General features: G+C 68.6%; 12 protein-coding genes. 2 read left to right on the forward strand and 10 right to left on the reverse strand.

Features of this window, described 5'->3' with window-relative positions:
• Positions 1-79: 79 nt before the first annotated feature.
• The 5 genes from mmsB to rfbB form a co-directional block, all read right to left on the reverse strand.
• Positions 80-952 (reverse strand): 3-hydroxyisobutyrate dehydrogenase, encoded by an 873-nt coding sequence (gene mmsB / locus MVA01S_RS14720; RefSeq protein WP_003929526.1) that lies wholly within the window; start codon positions 950-952, stop codon positions 80-82.
• Positions 953-971: 19 nt separating this feature from the next.
• Positions 972-2,135 (reverse strand): acyl-CoA dehydrogenase family protein, encoded by a 1,164-nt coding sequence (locus MVA01S_RS14725; protein ID WP_003929525.1) that lies wholly within the window; start codon positions 2,133-2,135, stop codon positions 972-974.
• A 7-nt stretch (positions 2,136-2,142) separates the two neighbouring features.
• Positions 2,143-3,696: a CoA-acylating methylmalonate-semialdehyde dehydrogenase gene (locus tag MVA01S_RS14730; RefSeq protein ID WP_051015237.1), complete on the reverse strand. Its 1,554-nt coding sequence runs from the start codon at positions 3,694-3,696 to the stop codon at positions 2,143-2,145.
• Positions 3,697-4,535: 839 nt separating this feature from the next.
• Positions 4,536-5,156 (reverse strand): dTDP-4-dehydrorhamnose 3,5-epimerase family protein, encoded by a 621-nt coding sequence (locus MVA01S_RS14735; protein WP_003929523.1) that lies wholly within the window; start codon positions 5,154-5,156, stop codon positions 4,536-4,538.
• Entirely contained in the window at positions 5,153-6,148 is a 996-nt protein-coding gene (gene rfbB / locus MVA01S_RS14740) for a dTDP-glucose 4,6-dehydratase (RefSeq protein WP_003929522.1), read from the reverse strand. The genes MVA01S_RS14735 and rfbB overlap by 4 nt, the downstream gene beginning before the upstream one ends.
• Before the next feature lie 87 nt (positions 6,149-6,235).
• On the opposite strand from rfbB, the gene MVA01S_RS14745 reads away from it, so the two are divergent.
• A complete protein-coding gene (locus MVA01S_RS14745; protein ID WP_003929521.1) occupies positions 6,236-6,934 on the forward strand; it encodes an LpqN/LpqT family lipoprotein in 699 nt (232 codons plus the stop codon).
• Positions 6,935-6,937: 3 nt separating this feature from the next.
• On the opposite strand, the gene MVA01S_RS14750 is transcribed toward MVA01S_RS14745, so the two are convergent.
• Genes MVA01S_RS14750 through MVA01S_RS14770 form a run of 5 tightly spaced genes read right to left on the reverse strand, consistent with a single transcriptional unit; the run spans position 6,938 to position 13,194 of the window.
• Entirely contained in the window at positions 6,938-7,795 is an 858-nt protein-coding gene (locus tag MVA01S_RS14750) for an LLM class F420-dependent oxidoreductase (RefSeq protein WP_003929520.1), read from the reverse strand.
• 3 nt (positions 7,796-7,798) lie between these two features.
• Positions 7,799-8,644, reverse strand: a complete 846-nt coding sequence (locus tag MVA01S_RS14755) for an LLM class F420-dependent oxidoreductase (protein ID WP_040540759.1) — start codon at positions 8,642-8,644, stop codon at positions 7,799-7,801.
• Entirely contained in the window at positions 8,641-10,101 is a 1,461-nt protein-coding gene (locus MVA01S_RS14760) for an ATP-binding protein (RefSeq protein WP_003929518.1), read from the reverse strand. Before MVA01S_RS14760 ends, MVA01S_RS14755 begins: the two co-directional genes overlap by 4 nt.
• 12 nt (positions 10,102-10,113) lie before the next feature.
• The gene (locus tag MVA01S_RS14765) at positions 10,114-11,520 is read right to left on the reverse strand and encodes an ATP-binding protein (protein WP_003929517.1); all 1,407 of its coding nucleotides are present in this window, start codon (positions 11,518-11,520) and stop codon (positions 10,114-10,116) included.
• Positions 11,521-11,529: 9 nt separating this feature from the next.
• A complete protein-coding gene (locus tag MVA01S_RS14770; RefSeq protein WP_003929516.1) occupies positions 11,530-13,194 on the reverse strand; it encodes an NAD(P)/FAD-dependent oxidoreductase in 1,665 nt (554 codons plus the stop codon).
• 148 nt (positions 13,195-13,342) lie between these two features.
• Here MVA01S_RS14770 and MVA01S_RS14775 point away from each other — a divergent pair.
• On the forward strand, positions 13,343-14,087 hold a 745-nt coding region (locus MVA01S_RS14775; protein WP_060941621.1), incomplete at its 3' end, for a universal stress protein.

Below are 14,087 nucleotides of genomic sequence, written 5' to 3' on the forward strand. Positions count from 1 at the left end.
CCGAAATCCGGGCCGCGGGCCGGCAACTACTTCAGACTCGGCGGCCGATGGCGCGCTGACAGCTGACCACCTCAACAGATCAGTTGCGCAGAGCCTCGATGATCGCGCTGAAGTCCTTGTCGGCGTGATCCTTAGCGAACTCGGCGTAGATCTCGGCGGCGTGGGTGCCCAGTGGCGCCTTGGCGCCGGCGGACTCGACCGCAGCCATCGCCAAGCCGAGGTCCTTGTTCATCAGCGCGGTCGCGAAGCCCGGCTTGAAGTCGTTGTTGGCCGGAGAAGTGGGGACCGGGCCGGGGACGGGGCAGTTGGTGTGCACCGACCAGCAGTTCCCGGTGGCGCCGGTGATCACGTCGAACAGCGACTGCGCAGGCAGCCCGAGCTTCTCGGCGAGCACGAACGCCTCGCCGATCGCAATCTGCTGCACCGCCAGCACCATGTTGTTGCACAGCTTGGCGGCCTGCCCGGCGCCTGAGTCGCCACAGTGGATGATCTTGCCCGCCATCGGTTCCAGCACCGGCTTGGCCCGCTCGAACGCGTCCTCGCTGCCGCCGACCATGAACGCCAGCGTGCCCGCCGTCGCGCCCTTGATGCCGCCGGAGACCGGGGCGTCGAGCTGGGCCAGACCCTTCTCGGCGGCCTGCGCGTGGATGGCGCGGGCGTCGTCGACGGAGATCGTGGAGGTGTCGATCAGCAGTGCCCCGGCCTTGGCCGCGGGCACCACTTCGTCGTAGACGGCCTTGACGATGTTGCCGTTCGGCAGCGAGGTGATCACCACGTCGGCGTCGGCGACCGCCGCGGCAGCGCTGTCGAACACGTTCGCGCCCTTGGCCTTTGCGGCTTCCTTCAGCTCATCCACCAGGTCGAAGGCGTGCACGGTGAGCCCGGCTCCCACCAGGTTCGCCGCCATCGGGCCGCCCATGTTGCCCAGGCCCAGGAACGCGATCGTCGTCATGTGTTTTCCCCGTCGCTTGTCAGGATGCGCGGGCCCGCGAAGCGGCGGACCGCCCGATCACCACGCGCATGATTTCGTTGGTGCCTTCCAGGATCCGATGCACCCGCAGGTCGCGGACGATCTTCTCCAGTCCGTACTCGCGCAGGTAGCCGTATCCGCCGTGCAGCTGCAGCGCCTGGTCGGCGACCTCGAAGCACGCATCGGTGACGTAGCGCTTGGCCATCGCGCACAGCTCGACCCGGTCCGGGTGGTCGCTGTCCAATGCTGTTGCGGCACGCCACAACAGGGACCGCGACGTCTCCAGTGAGGTGGCCATGTCGGCCAGCGTGAAGCGGATGGTCGGCTCGTCGAGCAGCGATCCGCCGAACGCCTGCCGGTCGGCCAGGTAGGCCACCGTCTTGTCGTAGGCGGTCTGTGCGCCGCCCAGCGAGCAGGCGGCGATGTTGATGCGGCCGCCGTTGAGTCCCTTCATCGCGATGCCGAACCCGGCGCCCTCGCCCTCGGCACCGCCGAGCAGTGCGTCGGCGGGCACGCGGGCGCCTTCGAGGATGACCTGTCTGGTGGGCTGGGCGTTCCAGCCCATCTTCACCTCGTCGGTGCCGAACGTGAGCCCGGGGGTGTCCTTGGGGACGACGAACGCCGAGATGCCCTTCGGTCCCTCGCTGCCCGTGCGCGCCATCACCACGTACACGTCGGACGTGCCGGCTCCCGAGATGAACTGCTTGACCCCGTCCAGCACGTACTCGTCGCCGGAGCGAACGGCTTTGGTGCGCAACGCACTTGCGTCCGAACCGGCACCGGGCTCGGTGAGACAGTAGCTGGCGATGGCGTCCATCGACGCCAGTCGCGGCACCCACTCCTTGCGCTGGTCCTCGGTGCCGAAGCTGTCGACCATCCACGCACACATGTTGTGGATCGACAGGAACGCCGCCACGGTCGGATCGGCGGTGGCGAGCTGCTCGAAGATCCGCACCGCGTCGATACGCCGCAGACCGCTGCCGCCGACGTCGTCACGGCAGTAGATCGCCGCCATCCCGAGCTCGGCGGCTTCCCGCAGCACGTCGGTGGGGAAGTGATGCGTCTCATCCCATTCGAGTGCGTAAGGGGCCAACCGCTTCTCGGCGAACGCCGCGGCCGTCTCCGCGATTACCCGGTCGTCCTCGTCCAGGCCGAAATAGTCCATTTCCAGGCTATTTCATGGTCGGGATGACGAACTCCGCGCCATCCTTGATGCCGGAGGGCCAGCGCTCGGTGACGGTCTTGACCTTGGTGTAGAACTGGATCGACGCCGGGCCGTGCTGGTTGAGGTCGCCGAAGCCGGAGCGCTTCCAGCCGCCGAAGGTGTGGTAGGCCACCGGAACCGGGATCGGGACGTTGACCCCCACCATGCCGACCTGCACCTTGGACACGAAGTCGCGGGCGGCGTCGCCGTCACGGGTGAAGATTGCCACGCCGTTGCCGTACTCGTGCTCCGACGGAAGCTTCAGGGCTTCGTCGTAGTCCTTGGCGCGCACGATGCACAGCACCGGGCCGAAGATCTCGTCGGTGTAGATCGACATGTCGGTGGTGACGTGGTCGAACAGCGTGGGTCCGATGAAGAAGCCCTTCTCCAGGCTCTGGTCGTCAAAGGTCAGCTCGTCGGTGGCCCGTTCGCGGCCGTCGACCACCAGTTCGGCACCGGCTTCCACGCCCTGGCCGATGTAGTCGCGCACTCGTTCCAGTGCCGCACCGGTGACCAGTGGCCCGTAATCGGCCTTCGGGTCCAGGCTGTGGCCGACGCGGAGCTGGTTGACGCGCTCCACCAGCTTGTTTCGAAGCCGTCGCGCTGTTTCTTCGCCCACCGGCACGGCGACGCTGATGGCCATGCAACGCTCGCCGGCGCTGCCGTAGCCGGCGCCGATGAGCGCATCGACGGCCTGGTCGAGGTCGGCGTCGGGCATGATGATCATGTGGTTCTTCGCGCCGCCGAAGCACTGTGAGCGCTTGCCGTGGGCGGCGGCGGTCGAGTAGATGTACTGCGCGATGTCCGAGCTGCCCACGAAGCCGACGGCCTGGATGTCGGGATGGGTCAGGATCGCGTCGACGGCCTCTTTGTCGCCCTGCACGACCTGGAAGACGCCCGCGGGCAGGCCGGCCTCCAGGAACAGTTCGGCCAGCCGCAGCGGTACCGACGGATCGCGCTCAGAAGGCTTGAGGATGAATGCATTCCCGCATGCGAGTGCCGGTCCGGCCTTCCACAGCGGGATCATCGCCGGGAAGTTGAACGGCGTGATGCCGGCGACGACGCCGAGTGGCTGACGGATCGAGTAGACGTCGATTCCGCCGCCCGCGCCTTCGGTGAACTCGCCCTTGAGCAGGTGCGGAATGCCGATCGCGAACTCGATGACCTCGATGCCGCGCTGGATGTCGCCCTTGGAGTCGGCGACGGTCTTGCCGTGCTCGATGGACAGCAGTTCAGCCAGTTCGTCGACGTTGTCGTTGACCAGCTGGACGAACCTCATCATGACCCGCGCGCGCCGCTGCGGATTCCATGCCGCCCATTCCTTCTGGGCCTCGACGGCCGAGGCCACGGCGGTGTCGACGTCGGCTTTGGAGGCGAGCAGCACCTGCGCCTGGACCTCGCCAGTGCTCGGGTTCAGCACGTCAGCTGTGCGGTTGGACGAGAGCTCGCTGCGCTTCCCGTCGATGAAATGGGGGATCCGTGTGGTCGCCGTAGTTGAGGTTGGCAGCGCAGTTGCGGTCATGGGAGTCGAGCCTTCCGATACGTGGATACTTGGATATCCTAGTAATGCCGGGCGGGCCTTGGCAAGGGTGTGGGCGCCGCAACGTCTGAATGTTTCGTCGAGGTGAGTCGCGCCGCCGCGCAACGTTTCCGGCATTTTCGCGCGGTTTTCGCCGATTCGGCTTTGCGGAAGCGACTACTGGCTACGCGCTGCTGTCATGGGCGCGGTGAACGTGCTGTGGACGGCGGGGTGGGATTCAACGTTCCGCGTCGCCGACCTTCTTCTCAACCAGAACGCCGTCGTTCGGCCCTGGTAGGCCGTCGACCGGCACCGTCGCTCCGCCGTGACCGAGCTCGCGACGCAGGACCGCATCCCGCACTTCGCTCGCGCAGCTTGACCCTGGCGCGGCAGAAAAGCTGCTCCCCACCGAGATCGTCGAGGTGGATGACGTTCACCAGTCCCCGAAATCTCTAAGGCTTTTCAACAACTGCGCAGCATGCGGTTCCTTGGTGACCAGTACGAATGGCTTGCCCGAGGCGAGGTCACGCACGACGGCGGAACCTATCGGCTGGTGTCCCATCCTGGGGACCCGGCGCTGGAGGTGTTCCGGCGGTTCCGGTTCCCGCTCTTCGACACGACGAAGCTGGACATGGAGATTGCCGCGCGCGACAACGGTTTCTCAGGCGTGGTGGAACAGGCCTGGTTTGTCATTCTCCACTGCGTGGACAGCCCTGCGGCTATTGCAATCCGTGTCGCTACACCCGCGATGAGGGGTTGGGGCGGCGTGTCCCGCCGCGAACGCTGCGCCGCCAGATCGAGGTGGGTCTGCTGGACACGTGGTGGATCCTTGGCGGTGGCGCTCAGCCGCGGCGAAGTTCCTCGACGAAGGCCCGGGCCTGCTCCCACGTCGGGAGCAGTCCGGCGGCGCGGGCCTGCTCGAGTGTCGGGGCGGCGCGATCGCGCTCGGACAGGATCAACTCGTCGGCGGGCGACTCGGAAAGCCAGGAGTGCCAATCGATTCCGAGGAACGGATCGAGTGGATCGACGGTGTGTTCGCGGGTGGGGTGATAGCCGGCCGAGCACAGATACGCCACCACGGAGTCGTCCTGCAGGGCCAGGAACGCGTGTCCGAGACCCTCGGACAGGTACACCGCCCGGTGCGCCCGGTCGTCGAGGACCACCGCGTCCCAGCGCCCGAACGTCGGCGAGCCGACGCGGATGTCGACCACGACGTCGACGACGGCGCCGCTCATGCACGTCACGTACTTGGCCTGGCTCGGCGGCAGTTCGGCGAAGTGCACGCCTCGCAGCACCCCGGCCCGCGACACCGAGCAGTTGGCCTGTCTCAGGTCGAGTCGATGGCCGGCGATCTCGCTGAATCCGGGATCGGTGAACCATTCGAAGAACGCGCCGCGCTCGTCGGTGTGCACCACGGGCGTGATCTCCCATGCACCGGGGACCGCCAGCTCACGGGCGTTCACTGCCGTCGCCCTTCGTACGCCGATTCCACCGCGTCTTTCAGCGGCTTCCACCATGATTCGTTGTCGCGGTACCAGGCGATGGTGTCGCGCAGTCCGCTTTCGAAGTCTGTGTGTTCGGGCCGCCAGCCCAGCTCGGTGCGCAGCGGGGTGGGGTCGATGGCATAGCGCAGATCGTGTCCGGCCCGGTCGGTGACGTGGTCGAAGTCGTCGGGGGAGCGGCCCATCAGCCGCAGGATCGTCCGCATCACCGAGAGGTTGTCGCGTTCGCCGTCGGCGCCGATCAGGTAGGTGCGCCCGATCGCACCGTCGGTGAGGATCCGCCACACCGCACGGTTGTGGTCGTCGACGTGGATCCAGTCGCGCACGTTGGCGCCGGTGCCGTACAGCTTGGGCCGCCGGCCGGTGAGCACGTTGGTGATCTGGCGCGGGATGAACTTCTCCACGTGCTGATAGGGCCCGTAGTTGTTGGAGCAGTTGGACAGGGTCGCGGCCAGCTTGTAGGACCGGACCCACGCGCGCACCAGCATGTCGGCTGCGGCTTTGGTCGACGAGTACGGGCTCGACGGGTTGTAGGGCGTCGCCTCGGTGAACCGGGCCGGGTCGTCGAGTTCCAGGTCGCCGTAGACCTCGTCGGTCGACACGTGGTGCAACCGGACGCCCGCGTGGCGGACCGCCTCCAGGATCGTGAACGTGCCGACGACGTTGGTGTGGACGAACGGCTCGGGGTCGGCCAGCGCGTTGTCGACGTGCGTCTCGGCGGCAAAGTGCACGACGGCGTCGGATTCGCCGACCAGCGCGCCGACGAGGCCGGAGTCGGTGATGTCGCCCTCGACCAGCCGGATCTCGGATTCGACGTCGCGCAGCGACTCCCTGCTGCCGGCATAGGTCAGCGAATCCAGCACCGTCACGCGCACGTCGGGGCGTTCACGCACGGCTCTGCGCACGAAGTTGGCGCCGATGAACCCCGCGCCGCCGGTCACCAGCAACCGCATGGCCACCGAGCCTATCTAGGGCAAGGGATGCACGGCGCCGCCGCCCTGTGTTCTGCTGGGACCGAACCGTCGACAGGGGGAGAGCAGATGCGGTCCACGACGACGATCAGCGCGCTGGCGGCAGTGGCCGTGGTGCTCGGCACGAGCGTGTCGGGCTGTGCGTCCGGACGTGACGACGGCGCCGGGACCGCCACCACCGAGACCAGCGCCGCGGCTTCCGGGACCGGCAGCGCCGGGACTGCCACCGCGCCGGCCGACCACCGGACCCTGGACGACTACCTGAAGGCCAACGGTGTCACCCAGACCGTCGTCAAGGCCGGTGAGCCGGGAGTGCCGGGCGTCGAGCTGCCGATGCCCGACGGCTGGGAACCCGTCACCGACGCCGGCGCAGCGCCCCCGGACGCTTACGGGGCCATCTTCCTGACCGCGGCCAAGGGCACCGCGAACCCGCCGGCGATCCTGGTCCGGATGGTACGGCTGGACGGCGGCACGTTCGACGTCGGCAAGATCCTGGAACTGGCCCCGAAGGCGGTGACCTCGCTGCCGATGTGGACCGGCCCGGAAATCGGCACACCGGGCGAGGTCGGCGGCTTCCCGTCGAGCGAGATCGCCGGGCGGGCCGACGTCGACGGCATACCGAACTTCGTGGCTCGCGAGACCGTCGTGATCCCGGGGCCGCAGCACACCTATCTGCTCGCGCTCGACGCGCAGGGTCCGCTGGACCAGCAGCAGGACCTCCTCGCGGCGATGTCCGTCATCGACGAGCGCACCACGATCACGCCCTGACGGTCAGCTGTCCAGCTTCAGCGGGCCGGCCAGCTCCTCCAGCGTCGACAGCAGTTCGTCGGGGCCGCCCAGCACCTGGATTGCGACGTGGTCGGCGCCGGCGGCCAGGTGTTCGGTCAGCCGCTCCGCGATCGCCTCCGGCGATCCGTGCGCGACGACCGCGTCGATGAAGCGGTCGCTGCCGGGGCGCACGAGGTCCTCGTCGGTGAAGCCGAGGCGCTTCCAGTTGTTCACGTAGTTCGACAGGCCGAGGTAGAAGTCGACGGTCTCGCGGCCGATCTCGCGGGCCTTCTCCGCGTCGTCGGTGAGCACCACCTTGTGTTCGGGAGCGATCAGCACTGTCGGACCGAGCAGTTCGCGCGCCTGCCCGGTGTGCACCGGGGTGGTCAGGTACGGGTGTGCGCCGGCACTGCGACGCGCGGCCAGCTCGAGCACCTTCGGCCCGAGCGCGGCCACCACCCGCCTGCTGGTCGGCACCTTCGCGGTGTCCAGCTTGTCCAGATAGTCGACCAGCGCCTGGTAGGGCTTGGTGTACGCCTGGGTGTGTTCGGGGTGCCCGACGCCGACGCCGAGCAGGAACCGCCCGGGGAACGCCTCCTCGACGCGGTGATAGGACTTCGCCACCTCGTCGACGTCCGCCGTCCAGATGTTCACGATGCCGGTGGCCACCTGCAGCGACTCGGTCTTGTCCAGGATCGGCTCGACGAACGCCAGGTCGGCGGCGGGCGAGGCGCCGACCCACAGCGTGCCGTAGCCGAGCTTCTCGATCTCGACGGCCTGGTCGGGTGACACCGGCCCGCCGGTCCAGACCCCGAATCGGCCCAGGGCGGGCTTCAGCGACGGGCCTTCACTGTCGGTCATGCTCTATCCCTTTCCTCGAAGTCCGAGCGGCCCGGCGAGCTCGGCCAGTGCGGGCACCAGCTTGTCGCTACCGGTCAGCACCTGCACCGGCACGTGGTCGGCACCCGCGTCGAGGTGCTCGGTGAGCCGGGCTGCGATGGCGTCGACGGTGCCGTAGGCCACGACGGCGTCCACCAGACGGTCACTACCCGGTTTGGCCACGTCTTCATCACCGAATCCGAGACGCTTCCAGTTGTTCAGGTAGTTCGCCAGATTCAGATAGATCGCCAGGGCCTTACGCCCGACCGCGCGGGCCTGCTCCGCGTCGGTCGTCAGGACCGCCTTGTGCTCGGGCGCCAGGAAGGCCTCGGGGCCGATCAGTTCCCGCGCCCTGGCGGTGTGCTCCGGCGTCGTCAGATACGGATGGGCGCCGGCCGAGCGGGTCGCGGCCAGTTGCAGGACCTTCGGGCCGAGCGCGGCCACCACACGCCCACCGCGGGGGACGCCGTACTCGTCGAGCTTGTCCAGATAGCCGTTGAGCGCCTCTATCGGCTTGCGGTACTGCTGGTGCGCCTCGGGATGGCCGACGCCGATCCCGAGCAGGAACCGGCCGGGATGGGCGGCTTCGATCCGGTGGAACGACTCGGCGACCGGCCCCGGCGCCGCGGTCCAGATGTTCACGATTCCGGTGGCCACCTGCAGCGTGGTGGTGGCGGCCAGGATGGGTTCGACCCAGTCGAGTTCGGCAGGTGGAGAACCGCCCACCCACACCGCGCCGTAGCCGAGCGCCTCGATGTCCGCGGCCTGCTGCGGCGTCACCTGGCGGCCGAACGCCCCGAACCTGCCCAGATCGGGCTTCACGGCGGTCATGCCGGGCTCGCCGGTGCCGGGGCCTGCCACGGCAGCGAGACGATGAACCGGGTGTTGCCGGGTTCGGATTCCACCGTCAGGTGGCCGTGGTGCTTTTCGACGACGATGCGCCAGGCCAGGTCCAGGCCCAGGCCGGTGCCCTCCCCGAACGGCTTGGTGGTGAAGAACGGGGTGAAGATCCGGTCGACGATGTCCTCGGGGATGCCCGGGCCGTCGTCGCAGATCTCGACGACGACGCCGGCGTCGCTGCTCTGGCGGTAGGTGCGGATGGTCAGCGTGCCGTGGCCGTCCATCGCCTGGATCGCGTTGTCGATCAGGTTGGTCCACACCTGGTTGAGATCGCCGGGGTAGCACTGCAGTTCCGGAAGCGTGGGGTCCTTGTCCCAGACCAGCCTGACGGCGTTGTCCTTGCCGACTTTGTCCCCGAAGATCGTCTTGATCGTGCTGTAGATCAGCTCGTGCACATTGGCGCTCTGGTATTCGGCGCGGTCCATCTGGGAGTACTGCTTGGCTCCGGCCAGCAGCGCCGAGATCCGCTTGCTGGCTTCGGCGATCTGGTTCATCAGCAGCTCGTTGTCGATGGTGTACTTCAGCCAGCCGATCGCACCGGGCAGAGTCGCCGAGCAGTCGACGTCGTCGATGGACCCCTCCACCCGTTCCAGCCAGTCGACGTCCAGACCGGCCTCGACGAACGTCGGCGCGTAATCCCAGGCCCCGGAGATGCCGTGCTCTTCGAGCCAGTCGCCGATCTGGTCCTCGCGGTCGGAGATCTCCAGCGCCGTCAGCTCCTGCGACTTGGACTTCGCGACCTGCTCGGCGACCTCGTCCTGGATGCTGACCAGCACCTTCAGTGCGGCCGGGGTGAACTTGCCGTCGGCGAGCATCGCGAGCTTGTGCCGCATCTTGCCGACGCCCTCGCGCAGGTCGGCCACCGCGCGGGCGGTGGCTCCGGCGGGGTTGTTGAGCTGGTGGGTCAACCCGGCCGAGAGTTGCCCGAGCGCGAGCAGCTTCTCGCGCTGACCGAGGATCTGGCGCTGCCGCAGCCCGCCGACCATGTGGCCCTCCAGCAGATGCACCGCCATCGGGAATTCCTTCTGCATGAAGTCGGCGAACGCGTCGGCGTCGAGCACGAAGAACGTCGACGGCCGCGTCACCCGCACCGAGGCCTGATAGACGTGTTCCTCGCCGGGGATGTACGCCGACCACGCGCCGCAGTAGACGCCGCGCTGCGAGGTCCGGTTGGTCTCGATGTCCACGCCGCCCGACCGCTTGGACATCACCAACTCACCGTCGATCAGCACGTAGAAGCACGTCGCCGGCTCACCCTCGGTGTGGATCGGCCCGGGCTCGAATGTCGCGATGTGGCCGTTGGCGCACAGCGTCTCCAGTTGCGCATCGGAAAGTGCCTCGAACAGGAACAGGGAGCGCAGTTGGTCGGGCAGACATTTCTCACCCATGACGGGTCCTTCCTAAAGAGGCAGTGAAGTAGTGAAACGTGTATCGCCCGGCGTTGATTCCGCCCACAGGGCGCCGCGGTGCCGGTCGGCGATGCGGGCGGCGATGTCCAGACCGAGTCCGGTGCCCTCGCCGAAGGGTTTGGTGGTGAAGAACGGGTCGAACACCTTGGTCAGGACGTCGGCGGGGATGCCTGGCCCGTTATCGCACACCTCGACGCGCATGCTGTCCTGCACGCGGCGGGTGCGGATGGTCAGCACGCCGGACGGATGCCCGGCCAGTGCGTCGAGGGCGTTGTCGATCAGGTTCGTCCACACCTGGTTGAGCTCGGCCGGGTTGCACGGCAGCTCCGGCAACCCGACGTCGTAGTCGCGCACCACGGTCACCGCGTCACCGAGCCGGTGGGAGAACATCGTCAGGGTCGAGTCCAGCAGTTCGTGGACATCGGCGACATCGAACGGCGCCCGGTCGAGCTGGGTGTACTGCTTGACCTTGTTCACCAGCGACGAGATGCGTGTGGTCGCGTCGCTGATCTCGCTCAGCAGCAGTTCGGTCTCGGCGGTTCCGGCCAGCCGGCGGATCACCGTGTCGAGCCGTCCCGCCCGGCTGCACGGCGCGGTGGCGATGCGCTCCAGCGAGTCGATGTCCAGCCCGGCTTCGACGAACGTCGCGGCATGCGCCCACGCGTCGGTGACGCCGCGGTCCTCCAGCCACTGGCCCAGCGCGTCCTCCAGATCGGACTTCTGCACCGAGGTCAGGTCCTTCGGCTTGCCCGCCAACTCGGCCACCCGGTCCTCCAGTTCGGCCAGCGCCTCGTCGGGCCGATCCGACCGGCGGCGCGCGGCGAGCTGGGACCGCAGGCTGTTGGCCGCGCGCACCGCCGCGGCCGCCGGATTGTTCAGCTCGTGGGTCAGTCCCGCGGTGAGCTGGCCCAGCTGGAGGAGCCGTTCGTGCGGGTCGACGATGCGGTGCGCGTGGAACCGGCCGTGTGAGTGCCCGACCAGCAGGTGCGTCGCCATCGCGAACTCGGACACCAGGAAATCGCCCAACGTGGTGGCATCGATCACCAGCAGACGTGACGGGCGCGTCAGCGTCGCGTGGTTCTCGTAGGTCATGTCGGGGTCGAGCAGGAACGCCGACCACGCACCGCAGTACACGCCGGGATCGGAGGCCCGCCAGATCTCGATGTCGCGGTCGCCCGACCGTTTCGACAGCGCGATCTCGCCCTCGAGGAGCACGTAGAAGTACTCAGCGGGGTCGCCTTCCCGGCACAGCGGCCCCGCGGGGAACGTCTGCACCGTGGCGTCGGCGCACAGTCTCGTCAGCTGCGCGTCGGTGAGCTTCTCGAAGAGGAACAGCCCGCGCAGCTCGGCGATGTCACACGCGGGCTGCCCGGATACCCGGGGGCTCGGGCCGGCCACCGGGTGCGCCTACGTCTCGGCCAGATAGCGGTGCACGAGCATCACCGCCATCGACCCTTCGCCGACGGCCGCGGCGACCCGCTTGGCGGACTCGGCGCGGACGTCGCCGGCGACGAACACCCCCGGCACGCTGGACTCCAGGTGGTGCGGCGGACGGTCCAGCGTCCATCCGCTGACCTCGCGCAGGTCCGGGCCGGCCAGGATGAAGCCGTGGTCGTCACGCACCACGACGCCGTCGAGCCACTCGGTGCGCGGTTCGGCGCCGATGAAGATGAACATCCGCCCGCACGGGAAGTTCTCGCGCTCGCCGGTCTGGGTGTTCTGCAGACAGATGCCTTCGAGATGGCCGTTGCCGTTGACCGCGTGTACCACGGTGTTGGGCAGTTCCTTGATGTTGTCCTGCGCCCTGATCTGCTGAATCAGGTAGTGAGACATCGAGTCCTCGAGCGTGCGCCTGCTGACGATCGTCACCGATTTCGCGGTGCGCGCCAGGTACATCGCGGCCTGCCCGGCGGAGTTCGCGCCGCCGATCACGTACACCTCGTCGTCGTCGCAGTCGGCCGCCACCGACGCGGTCGCGCCGTAGTACACCCCGGCGCCGGTGAGGTCCGCGCAGCCCTCGGCGGTCAACTGCCGGTACTCGACGCCCATCGCGAGGATCACCGCGCGGGCGCCGATCGTGCGGCCGTCGGACAGGTGCACGGTGCGGGCGCTGCCGTCCACCTCGAGCCGGACCACCTCGGCGGCGGTGATCAGCTCGGCCTCGAACTTCTCGGCCTGCCTGCGGGCCCGTTCGGCCAGCTGCGCACCCGAGAGCCCGTCGGGGAAACCCAGGTAGTTCTCGATGCGCGAACTCTGGCCGGCCTGCCCGCCGGTCGCGGTGCGCTCGATGAGCACCGTCTTGAGACCCTCCGACGCGCCGTAGACCGCGGCGGCCAGGCCTGCCGGGCCCCCACCGATGACGACCAGGTCGTAGAAGTCCCCGGACGGGGTGGTGGTCAGCCCGAGGGTGGCGGCCAGCTCGGCGTCGGTGGGATCGACGAGCGTCTCGCCCTGTTCGGTGATCACCACCGGCAACGTCATCCCGTCCTCGCCCGCGGCCTCCAGCAGCTGCGCGCCGCGGCTCTCGTCGGACCGGAACCAGGTGTAGTACAGGCGGTTGCGAGCCAGGAACTCGCGCACCTCCGACGACCGGGCGTTCCACGGGTGCCCGATGATCTTGGTGTGTGGGATCGCCCGGTCCCCGGTGGAGCGCCACGCATCGATCAACGCATCGATCACCGGGTAGAGCTTCTCCTCCGGCGGGTCCCACGGCTTGAGCAGGTAGTGGTCCAGGTCCACGACGTTGATCGCGTCGATCGCCGCGTGGGTGTCGGCGTAGGCGGTCAGCAGCACCCGGCGCGCCATCGGGAAGATGTCCATCGCCGCTTCGAGGAACTCGATGCCGCTCATCTGAGGCATCCGGTAGTCGGCGACGAACACCGCCACCGTCTCGCCCCGCAATTTCAGTTCGTTGAGGGTCTCCAGCGCGTCCGGGCCCGACTCTGCGCGCACGATGCGGAACTTCTCGCCGTAGTGGCGGCGGAGGTCCCGCGCGACCGCACGGGACACCGCGGGGTCATCGTCGACGGTCAAGATCACAGGCTTGCGGGGCTGGTGCTCAGGTCCAGTCATCGCAACAAGTATGCGCCGCCTGTCCAGCGGAAATCGGGGGTCAGGTGGAGAGAGGCATTTAGCCCCTGGTGTCGCGGGCCGCGGCTGCCTACTCTCGCATCCGACGGCGTTGGGCGGCCGCGGGTACGGCCACCGGCAGGAGGTGGGGATGCCGGCGAGTGTGATGGTCGGATACGACGGGTCGCCTGCGGCGAATGCGGCGATCAGCGCCGCCGCCGTGCTGTTTCCCAACGCGCACGCCTGGATCGCGCACATCTGGACGCCCCCGTTCGCCAGCACCAAACTCCGGCGCCGGCTGCGCGCCGCCGCGGCCAGCACCGACGAGCTGGTCGAGCTCATCGAACGGGAGGGGGCCCGCGAAGCGGACGCCATCGCCGCGACCGGGGTCGCGCTGGCCAAAGCCGCCGAATGGGACGCCGAGCCGATCGTCAAACGCACGATCGGCTCCGACGGGCTGCGGCTGGCCCAGCTGGCGGAGAAGCTCGACACCGACGTCATCGTGGTCGGCGACCGCGGACTGGGCGGCAGCGACGCGGTCCTCGGTGCGGTCTGCGACATGGTCGTGCACTACGCCACCGGCCCGGTGCTGGTGGTGCCGAACCCGCTGCTGGCCGACGAGGCCGCCGCGCTCGCGTCCGGGCCGGTGGTGGTGGGCTACGACGGTTCGGCCGGCGCCGACGCGGCCGTCGACGGGGTACGGCGGCTGTTCCCGGACCGTGAGGTGATCCTGGCGGCTGCCCGCGATGAGGACGTCACCGGCACGGTGGGCCCGGCGGCCGCGGGACTGGAGCTGGTGCGGCTGGACGAGCCCTCGGGCGTCGGCAGGTGGCGCGAGCGTGCCGTCGCCGACCAACTGATCGCCTGCGCCCAGCGCCGCGGTGCCGCCGCGCTGG

Source organism: Mycolicibacterium vaccae NBRC 14118 = CIP 105934, assembly GCF_001552715.1.
Taxonomy (GTDB): Bacteria; Actinomycetota; Actinomycetes; order Mycobacteriales; family Mycobacteriaceae; genus Mycobacterium; species Mycobacterium vaccae.

What these genes read in the sequence shown, in the direction of transcription:
- mmsB (WP_003929526.1), bottom strand. Translation starts at nt 952, where the DNA reads ATGACGACGATCGCGTTCCTGGGCCTGGGCAACATGGGCGGCCCGATG.
- MVA01S_RS14725 (WP_003929525.1), bottom strand. Translation starts at nt 2,135, where the DNA reads ATGGACTATTTCGGCCTGGACGAGGACGACCGGGTAATCGCGGAGACG.
- MVA01S_RS14730 (WP_051015237.1), bottom strand. Translation starts at nt 3,696, where the DNA reads ATGACCGCAACTGCGCTGCCAACCTCAACTACGGCGACCACACGGATC.
- rfbB (WP_003929522.1), bottom strand. Translation starts at nt 6,148, where the DNA reads ATGCGGTTGCTGGTGACCGGCGGCGCGGGGTTCATCGGCGCCAACTTC.
- MVA01S_RS14745 (WP_003929521.1), top strand. Translation starts at nt 6,236, where the DNA reads ATGCGGTCCACGACGACGATCAGCGCGCTGGCGGCAGTGGCCGTGGTG.
- MVA01S_RS14750 (WP_003929520.1), bottom strand. Translation starts at nt 7,795, where the DNA reads ATGACCGACAGTGAAGGCCCGTCGCTGAAGCCCGCCCTGGGCCGATTC.
- MVA01S_RS14755 (WP_040540759.1), bottom strand. Translation starts at nt 8,644, where the DNA reads ATGACCGCCGTGAAGCCCGATCTGGGCAGGTTCGGGGCGTTCGGCCGC.
- MVA01S_RS14760 (WP_003929518.1), bottom strand. Translation starts at nt 10,101, where the DNA reads ATGGGTGAGAAATGTCTGCCCGACCAACTGCGCTCCCTGTTCCTGTTC.
- MVA01S_RS14770 (WP_003929516.1), bottom strand. Translation starts at nt 13,194, where the DNA reads ATGACTGGACCTGAGCACCAGCCCCGCAAGCCTGTGATCTTGACCGTC.